The organism is Nodosilinea sp. E11 (assembly GCF_032813545.1).
Lineage (GTDB): Bacteria > Cyanobacteriota > Cyanobacteriia > Phormidesmidales > Phormidesmidaceae > Nodosilinea.
On record NZ_CP136520.1, the window covers coordinates 4862406 to 4880828 of the forward strand.

The 18423-nt window shown below is 53.7% G+C and carries 12 protein-coding genes; 3 read left to right on the plus strand and 9 right to left on the minus strand.

What is annotated here, in order from left to right; genetic code table 11:
* Window positions 1-91: 91 nt before the first annotated feature.
* Both ilvA and RRF56_RS23835 read right to left on the minus strand, forming a co-directional pair.
* Complete coding sequence (gene ilvA / locus RRF56_RS23830) at window positions 92-1603, minus strand: threonine ammonia-lyase, biosynthetic (RefSeq protein ID WP_317035642.1); 1512 nt, start codon at window positions 1601-1603, stop codon at window positions 92-94.
* Between the two features lie 175 nt (window positions 1604-1778).
* Window positions 1779-3293 carry a methyl-accepting chemotaxis protein gene (locus RRF56_RS23835; RefSeq protein ID WP_317035643.1) on the minus strand — a complete coding sequence of 505 codons (1515 nt, stop codon included), beginning with the start codon at window positions 3291-3293 and terminating at the stop codon, window positions 1779-1781.
* Between the two features lie 497 nt (window positions 3294-3790).
* Between RRF56_RS23835 and RRF56_RS23840 the strand changes: the two genes are divergently transcribed.
* The 3 genes from RRF56_RS23840 to RRF56_RS23850 all read left to right on the plus strand — a co-directional run bounded on the left by RRF56_RS23840 (window position 3791) and on the right by RRF56_RS23850 (window position 9163).
* Complete coding sequence (locus RRF56_RS23840; RefSeq protein WP_317035644.1) at window positions 3791-6076, plus strand: hypothetical protein; 2286 nt, start codon at window positions 3791-3793, stop codon at window positions 6074-6076.
* Between the two features lie 118 nt (window positions 6077-6194).
* Window positions 6195-6416 carry a hypothetical protein gene (locus RRF56_RS23845; protein ID WP_317035645.1) on the plus strand — a complete coding sequence of 74 codons (222 nt, stop codon included), beginning with the start codon at window positions 6195-6197 and terminating at the stop codon, window positions 6414-6416.
* Between the two features lie 131 nt (window positions 6417-6547).
* The gene (locus RRF56_RS23850; RefSeq protein ID WP_410510681.1) at window positions 6548-9163 is read left to right on the plus strand and encodes a chloride channel protein; all 2616 of its coding nucleotides are present in this window, start codon (window positions 6548-6550) and stop codon (window positions 9161-9163) included.
* 150 nt (window positions 9164-9313) lie between these two features.
* On the opposite strand, the gene RRF56_RS23855 is transcribed toward RRF56_RS23850, so the two are convergent.
* From RRF56_RS23855 to RRF56_RS23885, 7 genes are all read right to left on the minus strand, one after another.
* The gene (locus RRF56_RS23855) at window positions 9314-10654 is read right to left on the minus strand and encodes a glycosyltransferase family 4 protein (protein ID WP_317035647.1); all 1341 of its coding nucleotides are present in this window, start codon (window positions 10652-10654) and stop codon (window positions 9314-9316) included.
* Window positions 10655-10714: 60 nt separating this feature from the next.
* Window positions 10715-11536, minus strand: coding sequence for a hypothetical protein (locus RRF56_RS23860; protein ID WP_317035648.1), 822 nt, complete (start codon window positions 11534-11536; stop codon window positions 10715-10717).
* Between the two features lie 519 nt (window positions 11537-12055).
* Complete coding sequence (locus RRF56_RS23865; protein ID WP_317035649.1) at window positions 12056-13606, minus strand: ArnT family glycosyltransferase; 1551 nt, start codon at window positions 13604-13606, stop codon at window positions 12056-12058.
* Between the two features lie 115 nt (window positions 13607-13721).
* A complete protein-coding gene (locus RRF56_RS23870; protein ID WP_317035650.1) occupies window positions 13722-14513 on the minus strand; it encodes a class I SAM-dependent methyltransferase in 792 nt (263 codons plus the stop codon).
* Window positions 14514-14528: 15 nt separating this feature from the next.
* Complete coding sequence (locus tag RRF56_RS23875; RefSeq protein ID WP_317035651.1) at window positions 14529-15863, minus strand: glycosyltransferase family 2 protein; 1335 nt, start codon at window positions 15861-15863, stop codon at window positions 14529-14531.
* The gene (locus tag RRF56_RS23880; protein WP_317035652.1) at window positions 15863-16966 is read right to left on the minus strand and encodes a glycosyltransferase family 2 protein; all 1104 of its coding nucleotides are present in this window, start codon (window positions 16964-16966) and stop codon (window positions 15863-15865) included. Before RRF56_RS23880 ends, RRF56_RS23875 begins: the two co-directional genes overlap by 1 nt.
* A gap of 202 nt (window positions 16967-17168) precedes the next feature.
* Window positions 17169-18386 carry a glycosyltransferase family 2 protein gene (locus RRF56_RS23885; RefSeq protein WP_317035653.1) on the minus strand — a complete coding sequence of 406 codons (1218 nt, stop codon included), beginning with the start codon at window positions 18384-18386 and terminating at the stop codon, window positions 17169-17171.
* Window positions 18387-18423: the final 37 nt, after the last annotated feature.

Below are 18423 nucleotides of genomic sequence, written 5' to 3' on the forward strand. Positions count from 1 at the left end.
ATGCGCCCCTACGATTGGGCCTTTTGGGCATCGGGGTTATGCCATTCGGATTTGCTATCAGGAACAGTTGGCTGCCTTGCATCGCCGGATACTAACCCAAAAACAGCTTGTAGGCGGGGTTTTGGTTTTCGTCCCAGTACTGGTAGCCGAGGCCATCTAAAAACGCCTGCCACTGGGCCATTTCCTGGGGCGGCACCTGAATGCCGGTAACAATGCGGCCATAGTCGGAGCCGTTGTTGCGGTAGTGAAACAGGCTGATATTCCAGTCGGGGCTCATGGCGTTGACAAACTTCATCAGCGCACCGGGGCGCTCAGGAAACTCAAACCGGTAGAGCAGTTCGTTATGGGCCAGGGGCGACTTGCCGCCGACCATATGGCGCAGGTGCATTTTTGAGAGTTCATCATCGGTTAAATCTAGAGTCTTGAGCCCTTCCGATTCAAACAGTTGGGCCATTTTTTGGGCATCGGCCCGGCCCTGCACCTCTAGGCCGACGAAAATGTGGGCTTCGTGGTTGTCGGCGATGCGGTAGTTGAACTCGGTCAGGTTGCGGGTGCCGAGGCATTCGCAGAAGGCTTTGAGGCTGCCCGGCGTTTCGGGGATGGTGACGGCAAAGATGGCCTCCCGGTGCTCGCCAATGGCGGCGCGCTCGGCCACAAACCGCAGGCGATCGAAGTTCATATTGGCTCCGCAGGCCACAGCCACCAGGGTTTGGTCGGTGATGCCCTCGCGCTCAACGTAGGCTTTGGCTCCGGCGATCGCCAGCGCTCCGGCGGGTTCTAAGATCGATCGCGTATCTTCAAACACATCTTTGATCGCGGCGCAAATATCGTCAGTGCCCACCAAAATAATGTCGTCTACATACTGCTGGCAGAGGCGAAAGGTTTCTTCCCCGACCTGGCGCACGGCTACACCGTCGGCAAATAGCCCCACCTGGCTGAGCCGCACCCGCTCCCCAGCTTTCAGCGACTGAGACATGGCATCGGCCTCAATGGGCTCTACACCGATAATCTTGATCTCGGGCCGCAGCCGCTTGACATAGGCCGCGATCCCCGAAATCAGGCCGCCGCCACCGATCGCTACAAAGATCGCGTGGATGGGCCGGGGATGCTGGCGCAGCATTTCCATGCCAATGGTGCCCTGGCCTGCGATCACATCGGGGTCGTCGAAGGGGTGCACAAAGGCCATGCCTTTTTCTGCGGCTAGCTGGCGGGCATGGGCGTAGGCGTCATCGTAGGTTTCGCCGTAGAGCACCACCTCACCCCCCCGCGCCCTGACCGCGTTGACCTTGACCGCCGGAGTGGTGGTAGGCATGACAATGATGGCGCGGGTGCCCAGGTGCTTGGCCCCCAGCGCTACCCCCTGGGCGTGGTTGCCCGCTGACGAGGCCACTACCCCCTGGGCCAGTTGCTCTTGAGACAGGTGAGCCATTTTGTTATAAGCCCCCCGCAGCTTAAAAGAAAACACCGACTGCATGTCTTCTCGCTTCAGCAGCAGCCGGTTGTGCAGCCGCGCCGACAGGCTGGAGGCCTCCTCTAGGGGGGTTTCTTGTGCTACGTCATAAACTCGGGCGGTGAGAATGCGTTCGAGATAGTCGGTGGGCATTGCAGAGGAGGAGGCGAAAGGGTAAACCCTAATTTTAGGGCGGCAATGGTCTCAATCGTCAGCAACAATTGTGGGGAGGCGATGGCTTGGGAACAGCCTGACCGCTTTATCCTCTCTCCAATCCCTTTCGCACTGGTCTGATCGACCTCAAAACCACTCCTATTTAAAACCACTCTTAGTCTTCAAGGTTGAAGTAGGCCATGGTCTGCTGTAGTTGGGCGGCTTGGACGGCCATGGTGTGGCTAGAGGTGGCTAGCTGCTCAGCGGCGGCGGCATTGTGCTGGGTGACTTCGTCTAGATGCACCATAGCCTCGTTGATTTGAGCAATGCCGTGGTTTTGTTCCAGACTGGAGCGGGTGATTTTAGCCATGAGCCCCGAGGTTTGCTGAATGCTAGGCACAATTTGCTTAAACAGGTCGCCGGTACGGTTGCTCACCACCATACTGCGATCGGCCAGGGTGGTGATTGCTTCGGCGGCCAGGCGGCTGTGCTCGGCGAGCTTACGCACTTCTTTGGCCACGACGGCAAAGCCTTTGCCGTGTTCACCGGCGCGGGCGGCCTCCATGGTGGCATTGAGGGCGAGCAGGTGGGTTTGCTCAGCGATGTCTTCAATCACGCTGATTTTGGCGATAATGTCTCGAATGGCCTGTACAGTTTCGGTGACGGCCTGCTGGCCTTCATCGACCATGGTGGCCGATTGAATGGCCGACGTATAGGTGTACTTAGCCTGGTCTACGTGACCATTGATAATGGCCTTCATTTGCTCAATCGCTACGGTGGTCTGCGCCACCCCAGCGGCCTGCTTGGCATTGCCGAGAGAAAGCCCCTGGGCGGCCTCGTTGAGGTGAGCCGAAATGTCTAGCATGCGCTTAGTGGCCGCCTGCTCAGCTTGGATGATGGTGGAGAGGCGGGTGGTCATCGTCTGAAGTGCGCTGAGCATGCGGCCAATTTCATCTTCGCCACCGGCTGGAATGGGAACCTGAAGATCGCCGTCGGCGACTCGCTGGGCGATCGCAGCGGTGACCAGAATGGGTTGGGTAATGCGGTCTGCCAAATAGTAGGCGAGGCCAACGACCACGACGCCAACCAAAATGCTGCCCCACAAAATGTAGAGCGCCAGCCGGGAAGAAAAGGTAAGCGTACCTTCTAAGTCACGTTCAAAGGCGGCTAGGCCGTTTTGCGAGTTGTTGAGGAGACCCTCGATGGTGTCGGTATAGGCCTCTTTCAATCGCTGGTACTCTGGGCCGTCGAGCAGAGCCACCGCTTGGGCCGACTGCCCGGCGGTGACCAGGTCGAAGGCGGCGGTCTCTAGCTGCACTAGCTGCCTATTGATTGTGTCTTGCTGGGCAAACAACGACTGCATTTCGGTATTGGTGGCGTTGGCCTGGGCGGCAGTAAGCAGGGCATCGAGCTGGGGTTCTACACGGTTGTAGCGGTCTTGCCAGCGGCTGTCTTGGGTAAACACGTAGTTGCGCATTGACTGGGTGAGCACTTCGTCTAGCCAGACGATTTGCTGGGCGCGGGAGAGCTGCTGTTGGGACGCACTCACCGCAACCAACCGGTGGCGAATTTGCCCGACGGCGTAATACATGACTGTGCCCACGGCGGTCAGCGTCAGGGCTCCACAGAGGTAACCGACGAAAATTCGCGTCCGAATTTTGCTAGAGGCTAATTGCTTAAAGATAAACATCAGCAGGGTTGGTAATGGGGCCTGACCGGATCGCCGAATTCACCATTCCAGCTTTCCCGCTGCCAACCACGACACAACGTCTGCCCTAGAGAAGCCAGGCCACTTTCAGGTCGCTGAACGCCTCTATGATCAAGTCTTATACCAAACCCGACCCACAAAACCCCGATTCGAAACCGGTATCTCGTAGGGGCATAACCTTGTGTCGCCTATAGGGGCACAACCTTACAGCGCGTGACACACTGCAATGCCCCTACAAATCAGGGGTAGGCAAATAGGATTTGGGATAATCCCAAATCCGACGACAAACTTGCAAAACCCCGAATCCCAAACGGTCAACCCCTAGGGGCGCATGGCATGTGCCCTGCTGAATCGGGGGCAATCAACCAAGATTCGGTATTAGAGCCAAAAAACGATCGGCAGATGAGCCGCGAGGCGGGGATCGCAAGTTCGCATCCTAGGATAGAGTTGCAGGTAAACTTGGCGCGGTGCCGTTGCCCATGTCTCTTCGTTCTTCGCTTCGCCCTAAGGCCCCCACCCCCAGCGCTCCTGGTTTAGTTCAAATATGGGTAGGGGGGCGATCGCGGCGGTCTTGGCGCTGGCTATGGCTGCTGCTGGCGATCGCGAGTCTGGGCGGGGCGCTGGTGCTGCTGGTCGCTAGCTTTCGCCTGGGGTTGCAGCTCATGCTCGATCCTGAGGCAGCGCCTCGGGTGCTGGCCTGGCAGCGATCGCCCCAGGTCGATCTGCCCCCCGCCGCTACTCTAGAGGACCTGCGCCACCAGGCGGAGGCCGCTAACCAGCGTCTGGGTGACCCCCTGCGCCTGGGCAACGTTGGCGATACTGAGCCTGGCTTGATGATTGTGCCGGTGCTGGAGGCGAGTACAGGGGCGATCGCCTCGTTGGTCTTATTTCAGACTGACGGGAGTGACGGGGAGTGGCGGGCGATCGCCACCGCGACCATTGCTCCCCTGGAGCGAGAGACAGTGCTGGCCCCCTGGCTCAACAATCCCCAGTCCCCAACCGCTGCCCCGCCCACCTTTGCTTTTACCCGGCTGGTGGTGCTGCCCAAGCCGCCAGACCAGACGACGACCGACACCTGGCTTACCCTAGAGGGCACCTGGCAACAGCAGGGGTTAACCCTGCGCTACGGCCATCTGCTCCATGTGGCTCACCAGGCCCAGCAACTCACCCTGCTCACCCCCTGGAGCAGCCCCACCAATCGCCTGCCCGAGTGGGCCGACCTCGATGGCGATGGCCCCACAGACTTGCTGGTGGACGAAACCGTGGGGCTAGAGCCAGCCCTGCGCGGATTGCAGGCGATCGCCAGCACACCGCCGCGCTTGCAGTCGGTATCGTGGCTACGACTGCCGGTGGATGCAGGGGGAAAAGCCGGCAGCTACCAGCAGGCCCTACGCTTGGCCCGAGCCGGGCTGTGGAGCCAGGCCCAGGCTCACCTCAGCGAGCTTAAACCTGCTTTGGGCCAAGCCTGGAACCCAGAGGCAGAGGCCCAGCTTAGGCTGATGGAGCGTCACGCCGCTATCACCCGACAGCAGGCCGACCAAGACTGGTCTACCCCGGCGCAACACATTCTGGCTTTGGTAATTGACGGGCGCTGGGAACCGGCGCTGGCTCGGCTAGAGGCGCACCCGGACTTGGTGCCTGCGGTGCTCAACCGCCTCGGGACTGACCGGGGCCGACTGTGGAACCGGATTAGCGCCGCTGCCGCGTTGCCCGACCCCGACCCGGCAGTCTATGTATGGGGTGGCCTGGTGCTCAAAGCCCAGCAAAACCAGCCGGCCAACCGCGATGGAGCCACCCAGGACTGGTTAGCCCGGCAGCCGGTACCTGCAGCGGCCCAACAGCGCCTGGCAAAGGTGATCGCAGCTCTAGCTACGGCCCAGACCCAGCCCGTGGCCAGGGCAAACAATGCCAGCCGCACCCAGGTTACAGCCGCCGCTGAGCCGTCGAGTCTGCCGGTAGTGGCACTGCCCTCGGTAGAGGCGCTGATCGGTCAGGCCCAGCCGATTGCGGCACCGGTCGAGGGTTATGCCGCTCCGGGGCAATCGTTGGATGCCTCCCTGGGTCAGTGGTATGCCATCAATCTGCGGGCGGTGCGCCAGGGGTTAGGCTGGCAGTCAGGCTCCTTGACCCTGCCCACCGGGACAACCCCAGCGGCGGCGTGGCCAGCGGTGCAGCCAGCGGCCCAGGCCTCTCCCCAACTGCTGCATTGGACTGGCCCCACCACAGGATTGCCAGGGCCGTTGACCGTGCGGGGGCTAACGCTGACCCAGGGCACCCCCACCCTACTGGCTACTGGCCCGGCCATGCGGGAGGGGCCGCTGCCGCCGCTGGTCTTTTCCCAGGGAGCGCTGATGTGGCTCGATGCCAGCCAGCGACAGCAGCCCGAGGTCGGGGCCTTGGGCACGGCGATCGCCCGTGCTCTCTTTGGCAACCAGCCGCCACCGCCAGACTTTGCTGCAGCCCTGGCCAATGTGCCCCAGCACAGCCTTGACCTGACCGGCGACGGTCAACCCGAGCGCGTGCTCACCTGGGACGAGGCGGCCCTAACCCAGCTCAAAAACTGGCGATTGCAGGTCGAGCCCACTGCGCCTAAGACAATTATTTTGGGCCAAGACAACCGAGTACTGTACAACGATCTGTTTGGGCCGCAGACCGTGGTGGCCCTGACCAATCCTGCGATCGGTGGCCCGGTGGGGCTACTGGTCTATCGGGCCGGGGGGTATGAGTTGTTGGCTTGGCAGGCCCTAGAGCAGCGATTTGAGTGAAAGGCAGTCGGGTCGCGGCGTTGCCTGGCCAATCTATACCCGGCAAACCTCTCTCTAGGTAGACAGCCCAGGCGGCAACATCCGTGAACATACGGATATATCGAGTTCTCCTGCCGCCATGTTAGATGTAATTAGTGCCACAGTTAAGCCCCTGCTGTTGGATGACCAGGTGCTGGAAGTCGCCTACAGACTGTACATGAAGGCCCCTCGCGGCGGTACGCCCGCCATCAGCCTTCAGCGGTTATCGGAGATGACTGGCAAATCGCCCCTGAGGTGCCGAAACGCCATTGTGGAAGCCAACGGGCTGGGCCGCTTTCCCGATTGCGAACTACATCCCTAGCGTTTTAATTACGGGCTACACTTTGGGTTAGTTTGGGGTTAGTTTGGGGCGGCTTAGAAGGCTAACGCATACCCAGCGCTTTCCCCGGCTGCTGCTGATTTTTGTTGCCCTATAAGACTGCCACCATTGTGATGTTGCAGAAGCGCCTGGAACCGTTGCTGAGCCGCAAACGGGTGGCTATTGTCGAGGCGTGTGTCATTGGGCTGGTGTCGGGGTTAGCGGCGGTGCTGCTGAAGCAGGGGGTAGAGCTGCTCACCCTGTGGCGTACCTCTAGCACGTTGCCGTTGTGGTTTGCTTTGCCCGCCATTGGGCTAGGGGGTGGGTGGCTCTCAGGGTGGCTAGTCGAGCGGCTGGCTCCCGAAGCCTCGGGCAGCGGCATTCCCCAGGTGAAGGCGGCCCTGGGCTTTGCCAAAATTCCGTTGAACCTGCGAGTGGCCCTAGTGAAGCTGGGCAGCACCCTACTGGCGCTGGGGTCGGGGCTTTCCCTGGGGCGACAGGGGCCAACGGTGCAGATTGGAGCGGCGCTGGCGGCACAGCTCAGCCGCTGGGTACCCACCTCACCAGAGTATCGACGGCAGTTAATCTCAGCCGGGGCGGCGGCGGGTCTGGCGGCGGGATTTAACGCGCCCATTGCCGGGGTGCTGTTTGTAGTTGAAGAGCTGCTCCAAGATTTTTCGGACTTGACTCTGGGCAGCGCCATTTTGGCCTCATTTATTGGGGCGGTGGTGTCGCGGCTGCTGGGGGGGCAGGGGCTCAATCTGGTTATGGATGCGCGACCGATTAGCCTGTCGGTGCAGGATCTGCCGTTTTTGATTATTTTGGGGCTGCTGGCGGGGCTGCTGGGATCGCTGTTTCGCAGCGGCATTTTTGGCAGTTTGGCCTTTTTTCGGCAGTTTAAGGGGCTGGGGCTGCCGGGGCGCATTGGCCTGGCGGGGTTGATTACTGGGCTGGTGGGGGTCTTTGTGCCGGTAGCCGCCATTGATAACACCGGCCTGCAAGAATTTTTGGTCACTGGCTCGGCGGGCTGGCAGCTTATTGCGATCGCCTTCGTAGTCAAGTTTTTGCTCACCTTGCTGGCCTACGGCTCGGGGGCTGCTGGGGGCATCTTTGCCCCTTCGCTGGTGTTGGGGGCAGCGCTGGGCTGTCTGGTGAGTTTTTTGGCCCAGGGCGTCTACACCGGGTTTGGGGCTTGGCCGCTACCGGCAGAATTGGCGACTACCACCACCTACGCCCTGACGGGCATGGGCGCATTTTTTAGTGCGGTGACTGGGGTGCCGATCACCGCCATCGTCATCGTGTTTGAGATGACCGCCAACTTTAACCTGGTGCTGCCCCTGATGATTGGCTCGGGCATTGCCTACCTGGTCGCCGATCGCGCTAACAACGGCTCTATCTACAACCGGCTGCTGGCCCTCCAGGGCATTCACCTCGAACCGGTGGCCCAGGCCAACAACCCCTGGGCCAACCTCAAGGCCGCCGACCTGATGCAGCGCCGAGTCGAAACCCTTTCTAGCCAGATGAGCTTGCCCGAAGTGGCTCAGGCCTTTTCGCGATCGCACCACCGAGGCTTTCCGGTGCTCGAAGGTGGCCGCTTGGTGGGCATTGTCACCCAGAGCGACCTGGGCGAGGCGACCGCCCAGGGGCTAGACAACTATCTCACCCTGGCGGAGGTGATGACTCCCCACCCGGTCACCGTCACTCCCCAAGCCACGTTACCTCGGGTTTTGCACCTGCTCAACCGCCTCAAGCTCAGTCGTCTGCCCGTCACCGAGGGCAACAAGCTGGTGGGCATCATCACCCGAGCCGATATTATTCGGGCCGAGTCTGACCAGGTCAGCGGTGAGCTGGCTGAGCTTGGCCCCCAGGCCGAACCCTCCTACGTGGTGTTTCAGCAGCGCGGGCCAGCTACAGGGCGGGGCAGGTTGCTGGTGCCCCTGGCCGACCCCCGCACCGCCCCCGATTTGATCAAAATAGCGGCGGCGATCGCCCACGGACTGCATTACGAGCTAGAGTGCGTCCACGTAGTACCGGTTTCTCGTAGTGTTGCCCCCGCCGAGGCCAAAGTCGATTTACAGAGGGTAGAACCCCTGCGCCAGCTCGCCCTCTCCTACGCCGAAAACAGCGGCCTGTCAGTACATTTTCAGGTGCGAGCTGCCCACGAAATTGGCCGTACCCTGCTCGAAGTGATCAAAGAGCGCCACATCGACCTGGTGCTGATGGGCTGGCATCACCCTAGCCTCACCCCTGGTCGTGTGATCAGCGGCGTCGTCGACACCTTAATTCGCCAGGCCCCCTGCCAAGTGGTCGTGGTGCGCCCTGGCCGCAATCTCACCTTTAACCACTGGCTGATCCCCACGGCGGGCGGCCCCAACGCCCAGAGCGCCCAGGCACTGCTGCCCGGCCTGCTCACCCTGGGGCACTCCCCCGAAATTCAGCTCTGCACCATCTGCCACCCCGAAAAGGGCGAGTGTCTCACTCCCCAGCACATTTCAGAAATGGCCGATGGGTTAGAAGCTAGTTTGCAGCACCCGGTCTATACCCAGGTGCTGACTCACCCCTCGGTGTCCCAAGCGATCGTCGATCTAGCCGCCATCTGCCGCAGCGACGCCATTCTGCTCGGCGCTTCCCGAGAGAATCTACTCAGCCAGGTGATCAAAGGTAATGTGCCCCTAGAAATTGCCCAGCAGACTGATATCACCGTGATTTTGCTGCGCCAGGTGGATGAGGCCACTCTAAAAGGCTTCTAACATCAAACCTTACTTGGCTACCCCCGATTTAACCGGGCGCAAGCCCTGCGCCCCTACAGTTTGACCTTTTGGGAATCGGGGTATGGGATTCGGATGTGGTATCAGGCTGATTATCGGTACCTGCCGCTGTTTCTTGTCGCCTCGACCCGATCAGCAATGGGGAAACATCAGATTTTTAAGCTGCTGCCCTACCGAAACCAGCGAAAAATGGTGTTCTACCCGTTGTCTGGCATTTTCACCCAAACGGTGGCGCAGGTCGGCATCGTTCAATAGGCGCTCTAGGGCCAGGGCTAGCTGGGTAGGGTCTTCCCGGGGTACACGGATGCCGCCTGAGTTTTCATGGTCCTTTAAGATATCCGGTATGCCCGGAACCTCAGTGGCGACGACCGGCAAACCACAGGCCATCGCTTCTAAGGGCGCGACGGGAAAGCCCTCGTGGCGCGACGGTAAGACATAGAGATCAGAGGCCGAGAGATACTGCTGCAACAACCTGCGATCGAGAATGTATTCGTTGACCCAGCACACGGTTTGCTTGGGTAGAGCGGCAATGCGATCGCTCAACTCAGCCGCATCGCTACCTGTACCCACTAGCAGCAGCCACCAGTTCTGGTTTGGATATTGGTTAGAAAGCTGTGCCCAAGCCTCTAGCAAGATATCCAGCCCCTTTCGGTGTAGTTCCATCCGCCCGTGGTAGACGACCACCACGGCATCTAATGGAAGATTGAGCTGACTACGCACTTGGGCGCAGCGCTCTGCCACGCCGATCTGGTTTTCTTGCCATAGACTAAAATCTAGCGGATTAAATATTTGCGTAGTTTTCGTTTGGGGCAAATCATATTGTCTTTGCAGACGGCTAATTTCGCTGTGCGTGGCCACAATCAATCCGTCACAGGCATGAATTAACCAACGACGCCATAGATTTTCTAGTTTAGTTAGCTGAAAATCTCCCCCTTGAAAAGATGCATAAACCGGAAGACGCAAAAACTTACCCAGTAGCACACAGGTGTCAAACCGAGCATACTCATACTCTTGGCATAGAATAGCTTGACAATCTTCGTCTTTCAGAACTTTTGCGATTTCTCTAAGCGGTGTGGAAAGATAAGGAGCTATTTCCCTCAATATGCTTAACCCAAAATAATTCAGCTTATGCACTTCCCCAAAGGTAGCATTGACGTTATGCCCATAGGGGTTAATCATATTCTGGTGAATTGACAAATAACTCTTCGGTGCTGGCAATAACCAGATGATTGCACCCGTTGGCACATGTATACGACGAACAGGTTGAACTAAATTAGCTGAAACGCATATTAAAACTGATGAAATGCCAACTTTTTTAAGAGCTTCAACGTAGCCAAAAAGCCACCCGCCAGTCATTTCATCGCAAAACTTATCTAGGGTGAGGTCAATGCTCTGAAGGAAATCTTCGATGACATTTCCCCAGGGAAAAATGGCAATTGTAGAAGCAGGTTTTTTATGCTTAGGAGAAACCATGTCAACAAACCTTTGAGCGTTAAAAATCTACATAGAGATGTTTAATTAATTCAAATTAAATCACCAGCCACTAAATTGAGGAAAAAGGTCAAACAAAACCGCTTCTTGCTCGAGCACAAAACTCTTCAAGTCTGGATTATAATAGTCTTGCCATGCCTCTTTACGCTGCTTTGATTTTTTAGGCCTTATCTTGTCTAAGTCAAGGATAAATTCGATATCAGCTTTTTCATAGCCCTGATTAATTAAAAAGTTATATAACTGACAATTTAGGTTGTCTGTAGTAATAAATCGAATATCGAATAGGTTCCTTTGAATATCAGTAACTACATCCTGGTAATGTATGCCAGTAGTATAGCTTTGATTTAATTTATTTAAGAGGATTTCAGGATCTTGGCAGTAGTAGCTTGCAAAACGCTTTGTGAAAGGGCCGATACCAAATCTAACCTCTTTTTCGCTTAAAGTTTTTATAGATTGCTTGCATGGGTTAAATAAACGTACGTACTCTTCAAATGAAATTTCTGGAAAGTAATCTTTCAGGGGGTTAAATCCTGGTAATTCTTGATAGCAGCTCCAATATCTTTTGTTTTTCCACCAGCCAAAATGATACTCAGAAACATATAAATCAAGCGGATTTCGAATAGAAGCTAAAATGATTTTATGTTTATGATTTTTAGGAATACAGGTGCATGTCACATGCTTAAGCGTCTTGCTGTAGTGTTTAAATTTCCCATACTTAGATTTGCAAAACTGTAAGGGAATTATTTTTCCTGGAAAACCATACTGACTAATCTTGAGTTGATGAATTTTATCCAGAACAGTCGATATAAACGTACCTCCTGTTTTGGGCTCATGAATATAGACAAAGGTTTCTGTACAGATCATAATTTTTGCCTATTTACATCATGGAATATTTCTTGTCTATCCTCGTCCTCTAGCTTTCTCCAGTTTTTAGATGTTTAAATTCCTCATTGTTTGTCTTTGAACAGTGGACAGAATAAATCGTTATGGTGTATTTCAAGCCAAGTGAAATTTGCCAACGTCAAATATAGGATTTACTCCGACAAACTAGTCTTGCTACAGCCAGTTATCATTCCCTTGTGGCCGATCTGGCGTCAGAGTGGCATACCCCTCAATAAATTGTGGTCAGATCGGTTTTAGGGGTGGATGTATTGTAGTGATCCCAAAGCATCGGCAGATCTGATCTTTTGGCTTAAAAGCTCCAGTATGACTCAATGACAGCCAACCTTTCAGTTCATTAAAAAAGGTTTTGAGAGATGGATTAGCTGTGTCTAAAGACCATCAATTAAGTCTCTACAAGATAATTGAATTTCATGATTTGTAGAAGAAAAGGTATAGCGCTTTTAGCTCTTAGAACTAGATTGATTGCTTCAATTAGTTGCTTTAAAGAATTCTATAAATTATCCAATCGGAGCTGGATTGATAAATTTCGCATGTATTTTCAATATGCTTCATAAATTTAGGATTGTTTTGCCAAAGCCATTCCCTATGTTCATTAACAATACCAAACCAATCTGCTCCTAATTGCCGCAGCTCCTCAAATTGGTTAACTGCATCTTCATCTTCCGACATTTTTGTCCAATTAATACCTGGCCAAGGGGGAGGGAATACCCAACCTCTTCGAAGGCTATAATAGATAGCGACAGGTTCACCAATATCGTTGGGAACAGTTACGACTAAATCGTCAGGTTGACTAATTTTTCGAAGAGCCATTCCCATAAGATAGCCTTCTGTCGCGTTCCAGTGCGGTTCTGGCGGGAAGTACATTTTTTGCAACTGCTTGTGCCCGACTCCACCTATTACCAGCATTATTGTAGTAATAACTGCCAACATGGCAGGAAATTGACCAAAGCGTCGAGCCCAGGAGGTAATCTTTAATAAAGCGTGGCCGGCGAAAGCAGCAGCAGCAGGATTAAGAATATGGAAATTCCATGAATTTATGACTAACTCTTTTGCTCCAACTAGATAGTAGATTAAGCCAGCTAACGCCCACCAATGGAATATCCATGGCAGTGGAACTGTAGTATTTTTAGTATCTCTAGGGTGAGAGTTTGGCTGTCTCTGTGGAGGTTTTAGCACAAATCCCAGTATGACCAAGATTGCTAAAGGCTTTGTCCAAATATAGCGATCATAATTCCAGTATAGGCTGTTCAAAAAGTATTTTTGCTCTAGCCAACTTTTTAATCCCGAGTCCCAAAGCCAGTTGTGACTACCAGCAAAATGGTATGGAGGATAGGTTTGGGCCAAGTATCGAGCCCAAAGGTAATAAGAAATTACTGAAATCAGGATAGCAATAGAAGCACAGATGATAGCAGTAACTCGCTTCGGTAGAAGCATCTGCTCTTGTTTTTGGCGTGATATGACCCAAATGGCATGTAGCATAGGAATGCCAACAATCAGGCCCGTTATCTTAGTTAAAAATCCCCAAGCAGCAATAATGCTGGCCAATAATAAATATTTCCATTTCTCAGTATTTAGATAAGTGACTAGAATCCAAAAACTGGTCACTACTAAAGAAACCATGGCTGGATCAGGAAGGAAGGAGCGATCAACAAAAATACTGCCTGGAAGCAGTGCCATCATAGCAGCAGCAGCAATTGCATGTTCTTCATCCCAAACTTGACGCACTAGTTGATAAAGTGCAAATATTCCCCATAGGCCAAAAACTACTGCAACGCCTCGTCCAACCCAATCATGTTGGCCCAAGAAGATATATAGCAAGGCCGAAATATAGGTAATAGTCTGGAACTCTCGGCCCTGATAGCTTTCTCCAGGACCATTCCAACTTACTTCTGGGAAGAAAATATTCCAATTTCGTCGGAAGTAGTTATCTGCCATCATGGCAGTACTTGCTTCTCTCCAGCTAGCATAATCTGTGAATGGCTGGCTAATATGGATTAACCGCAAAACTGCAGCTACTGCAAGAATAGCCATAAGTAAGACTTTGGTATTAGTAATACTTTTTAGAGCCATATAGAAGAACAAGGAATAGGTTTGGTTTCACTCTATGATTCGATATCTATTGCTCAAAAACTGATGAATCAAACCCTCATTTTTGCCAGCAGGAGGCTGTTTCAGTGCCCGATTTTGTGGGGCGATGCAGCCAATAAGCTATCCAAGTAATGGGACTAATGGCAAGTAAAAGGACGAAGCGAAGGGTAAAAGGAAGTTTTGAGAAGGCAATATCGTGATTGATTACAGTAATAGCATTGATAAACGTGGCATACTGTTGGCAAGGCACTGGCATTAACATTTTCAGGTTTTCCAAGGTATAGCCTCTACGAACATGTCCCCATTCAGCCATTACCTCTGCTTCTAATGGGCAGATAGGTTTGAAGATACTATAGTAGGGAAAGCGCCAGGTTGACTGATCGGGAGTGCTAACCAATAGATACCCGCCTGGTTTCAAAACTCGAAATGCTTCTGCAATGGCTTCACCATCGTTAGGAATATGCTCTAGCACATCAAACATGGTGACCGCATCAAAAGATTCATCTGCAAAAGGCAGCTGAGTGGCGTCTCCACAGACAAATTTGACGTTGGGCGCTTGATTACAAGCTGCCTGGGCAAATTTAGGGTCGAGATCTAAGTTGGTGATATTGGCATTGGGATATAGGAGTGCCGTAAGACCACCCTGACCACCGCCAACTTCTAGAATAGATTCAAACGAGATATTGGGAGATATGGTGTAGATTGCCCGCATTTTTTCTCGATAGAAAAAGCCTAATGTTAAGGGATTAGGAAAGGGGTTGCAGGCCAGGAATTTACCCAGTGGCTTTTTGCCAGGCAGAGTATTTTTTCCTGAAATTATGTCTTCGGTCGTTTGAATAGGCGAATTCATATCTAAAGAGTCCTTTCAAATAATTTCTGTACTTTGTTTATGGCTGGCGATGTTGTCATTAGGCCGGAATGATTGATTAACCAAGTTGAAGTCAAACGCTTCTAAATTCTTATGGCGAAGGTAATAGTTAATGCCTGAAAGGCAACCACTGACTTCAGCCCAATAGGTGCGATGTTTGGGAGATTTTCCCTTTAAAACTATTCCCAGGCCCAGCCCTAAATAATGTTTGGGAAGATCAAATAGTAAGCGATAGAGATTTCCCCAGTGATAGTATTTGAAGAACTGCACAATAAGGGCAGTGATGTGCCCCCGCATATATTGATGCATCTGGTGATGTAGTCGAGCGAGGTCTTGTCGATGGTGATGATAGACAACTGCAGTGGGCTCGTAGCGGCAGTTGCCTCCTGCTGCTACGACTCGGTACCAAAATTCTGAATCTTCACTACAACCCGAGGCTCCAGCACCTAAACGGGTATCAAATAGTCCCAGGTGCTCAAAAGCTTTACGGCGAAATATCATATTAGCACCAGCTCCAATTTTCCAAACTGGCATTCCGTGTCGGCGGTAGGTCGTAAAAAAGGCTGAACCAAAAACTTGAGGTTGATACTCTCCACTGAGACAACCCTGACCTAGTTCAAAAATGACCTGGGCCTCTGTCTCTAAGGCGGCAGGTATAATAAGGCCAGTGACTGCTAAAGTTTCGGGGTCAACAAACGCTCGATGCAGTCGGATTAACCATTGAGGGTGAACGTTGACATCGTCGTCGGTAAACGCAATAAACTGGCCTGTACTGTTTTGAATACCGGTGTTACGGGCTACGCTGAGTCCTGGCTGCGGCTCAAGCACGTAGTGAACGTCGGGAAATTGCTGCACTAGGGTCTGGGTAGCTGTGCTGGTGGGCGCGTTGTCAATTACTAAAATCTCTTTAGGAGCTGGTGATAGGTTTTGTAGTGATTTAAGACATTCAAGCAACTGTGTTGGGCGATCGCGAGTGCAAATTACCACCGATGTTTGAGCTACAGCATCCTGAATCTGGGGAGTGCGATCGCTGCCTTCAATTTTTTGAACTAGGGAGGCTAGCGCCTTTTCTATAATCAAGGGGGAGGAGGAAACCTCAATATTCTCTGCTAAATAATGATTGACCATAGGAGTGATTGCCCCAATAGCCCGCTGCATGACCTGTGCTGCAGAGAGGGGCAGTTCATCAGCAGGCACCTGGCATTTGCCCAGAGGAATAGTGTTTTGCCAGAACACGATATAGTACCCCTGTAAATGGTTGTCTGCTGGTAAGGCGACCAAGGGATTGCTCAAGTCTAAATGCAGAATTTTCCAAGGAAGAAAGTTTGGCATTATTGGTGTTCCTCCCCTTGGGATTGCAGCACGGGGGATAGGGTCGCTGCTGGCCGCGCTGATAGGTTCGAACTGCTCTGGTCATCATCGGGCAAAATATGGCGGTCCTCCTGACGGAAGAGTAGCTGTTTGAGCACAGCGACCCCCAGGTAAACGCTGAATGTCGCCAGCATATGGAGGGAGTGATCAAATTTGAGCGCGGCTTGAACCTGAGCCCATACGGCCCGCCAGTCTCTGTTTTCGACAAAACGAAGGGCGTTGTTGAGGCCACACAATGCCCAAAATTTAGCTGCCCTGTGGCCCAAGGTGGCAACTTGGTGGGGGAGTAAGTAAGTCATCACCATTTGATAGGCTTTGCGGACGTTTTCTAGATCTTGTCCGGTGCGTACTGACTGCCCACTTAGCGATTTGTCATGGGTACGATATAGGGCCAAGGGTTCAATCTCGTAACCGACGGAATATTGGGCGGCAATACGACACCACATCTCCCAATCTTCGCCACTGTGTTGAATACGCCGGTCAAAGCCACCCAACTGTTCGTAAACCGCACGTCGGACAACAACAGCTGGAGTTTGAATGGGATGGCGGGTGACGATGCGCTCTAGTGCCTGATTGAGTAGGCCACTATGATTCTGCTCTAAAACCGAAATTCGTTGCCACTGGCTACGGTCATCCATGAAAATGTGACGGCAGTAGACCAAACCCATATCAGGATGGCGGGCAAACAGGGTTTGCAGCTTTTGATAAAATCCCGGTAGGACACTATCGTCACCGTGGAGAATGTGAACCAGGTGACCGCGCGATCGCAGCAAACAGGTCTCAAAGTTGCGAATGTAACCGACATTTTGCGGCTGCCGGTAGAAGCTCACTCGCCCCTGGCCCAGCTCTTGCACAATGGCTTCAGGATCGTCTTGGGTAGATCCGTCATCAACAACTTCAATCTGCATAAGATCGGGGCCAGGGGCCTGGCTCAGCACACTAGCTAGGGATTCTCGTAGGAATCCTGCACAGTTGTAGGTAGGAATCATGACTGACCATAGTGGTCGTTCGCTGCCTTCGACCACCGCTGGAATGACTAGACGATAGGGAGAGGACGTCGTCATGGCACTAATTCTTCTTCTTGAGATACAGTGGCGAGACTAAAAGTAGTCGGTTTGGCGCAGCCAAGCATCTGACCACAATTCTGATTACCCAGACGCATAAACCGCCCAAGGCCTACCCAATAGCCCCACCAAAAAGACAACGTAATCATGCTGTAAGCCGTTGATTGACCCTTTAAAGCAGTTTCCAAAACCGGCTGGTAGCTCACGAGTATTGCCTCCGGATGGCTTCACTGCGTTGCTGCGATCGCCCATATTCTCCGCAGAGACCGACTACCCCGCCCCATAGCTCCGCCAAAATCATTTTGGGCGACAGCAGATGCTGGCCAGACAGGCTTTGCTGCAACTGCCAGAGCTGATCTTGAACCCACCAGCCAATCAAGCGGCGCAGGCGCGATCGCATCGCTGGGTCAGTTTGCATTGACTTCACGACAAAGGCCATAAAGCCCAGCCCCCAGGTCCAATACTGGTGGCGCAACTGACTGATTTCGCGGCGATGCTGATGGTAGACCGCATACTGCGGTTCATAGACCAGCGGATGCCCCGCTCGGACAACTCGATAAAAAATATCGAGATCGCCACCGCCAGGCAAGGGCTTGCCCGTATCTAGCGCTTCATCAAAGCCGCCTAGGTCTAGCAGCACCTGCCGCCGAAAGGCCATATTGCACCCTGCCCCAAAAATACCGGCCCCGCAGGGGTACAGGGGGTTATGCGACAGCTGCTGGCCATAGCGAATTTTCTCAAAGCCACGGCCAAAGCCACCCCGCTGCTCAAATAAAATTTGGGCTGGGGTCTCTAGCTCGTAGGGCAGCACCAGGCCGGTAATCGCTCCGGCATCGGGGTTTTCGGCCCAGGCTTCTTGCCAGCCTCGCCACCACTGAGAATCAACCGTGACATCATCATCTAAAAAGGCGAGCCAGTCGGTGGTGGCGGTGTGTAGGGCACAGTTGCGAGCAAAGTCTAGGCCAGCCTTGGGCTCGCAAACGTAGCTCACGGTGGAAAAGGTAGCCACCACAGACTGGGTGCGATCGTCGCTAGGGGCGTTATCGACCACTAAAATTTCAAATTGGGTACGGTCGTCTGCACTCTGCAAAGGCACTAGGGTTGCCAGCAGCCGTGCCACATTATCGGGCCGATCTTTGGTGCAGATGGCGACCGTGAGGCTGGGGCTAGCGGTCAGGGCCACAGGCGGTTGCAGGTCTTCCCGCAGGCTTTCTTGCAACAGCTTAGGGCCAAGCTCGGCGGCAATCCAAGTCTCTAGCTGGGTGGGACTCAGGGTGCAGGGGGTGGGTACGGCCTTCAAAATGCGCCCCACCAGCCGATCGCGGCGGCGCAGCACGAGCGCCACGCCGGTTTGCTCTGCCGATAGCGTCAGGGTGGGTAAGGATTGGGTAATGTCTAGCTGGACGACAGGGTAGGACATAAGAATCACGCTGAATAGATAAAAACGGGCCTAGGGG

Excerpts from the sequence above, each read along its gene's own strand:
- ilvA (WP_317035642.1), bottom strand. The coding sequence starts at position 1,603 with ATGCCCACCGACTATCTCGAACGCATTCTCACCGCCCGAGTTTATGAC.
- RRF56_RS23835 (WP_317035643.1), bottom strand. The coding sequence starts at position 3,293 with ATGTTTATCTTTAAGCAATTAGCCTCTAGCAAAATTCGGACGCGAATT.
- RRF56_RS23840 (WP_317035644.1), top strand. The coding sequence starts at position 3,791 with ATGTCTCTTCGTTCTTCGCTTCGCCCTAAGGCCCCCACCCCCAGCGCT.
- RRF56_RS23845 (WP_317035645.1), top strand. The coding sequence starts at position 6,195 with ATGTTAGATGTAATTAGTGCCACAGTTAAGCCCCTGCTGTTGGATGAC.
- RRF56_RS23850 (WP_410510681.1), top strand. The coding sequence starts at position 6,548 with ATGTTGCAGAAGCGCCTGGAACCGTTGCTGAGCCGCAAACGGGTGGCT.
- RRF56_RS23855 (WP_317035647.1), bottom strand. The coding sequence starts at position 10,654 with ATGGTTTCTCCTAAGCATAAAAAACCTGCTTCTACAATTGCCATTTTT.
- RRF56_RS23860 (WP_317035648.1), bottom strand. The coding sequence starts at position 11,536 with ATGATCTGTACAGAAACCTTTGTCTATATTCATGAGCCCAAAACAGGA.
- RRF56_RS23865 (WP_317035649.1), bottom strand. The coding sequence starts at position 13,606 with ATGGCTATTCTTGCAGTAGCTGCAGTTTTGCGGTTAATCCATATTAGC.
- RRF56_RS23870 (WP_317035650.1), bottom strand. The coding sequence starts at position 14,513 with ATGAATTCGCCTATTCAAACGACCGAAGACATAATTTCAGGAAAAAAT.
- RRF56_RS23875 (WP_317035651.1), bottom strand. The coding sequence starts at position 15,863 with ATGCCAAACTTTCTTCCTTGGAAAATTCTGCATTTAGACTTGAGCAAT.
- RRF56_RS23880 (WP_317035652.1), bottom strand. The coding sequence starts at position 16,966 with ATGACGACGTCCTCTCCCTATCGTCTAGTCATTCCAGCGGTGGTCGAA.
- RRF56_RS23885 (WP_317035653.1), bottom strand. The coding sequence starts at position 18,386 with ATGTCCTACCCTGTCGTCCAGCTAGACATTACCCAATCCTTACCCACC.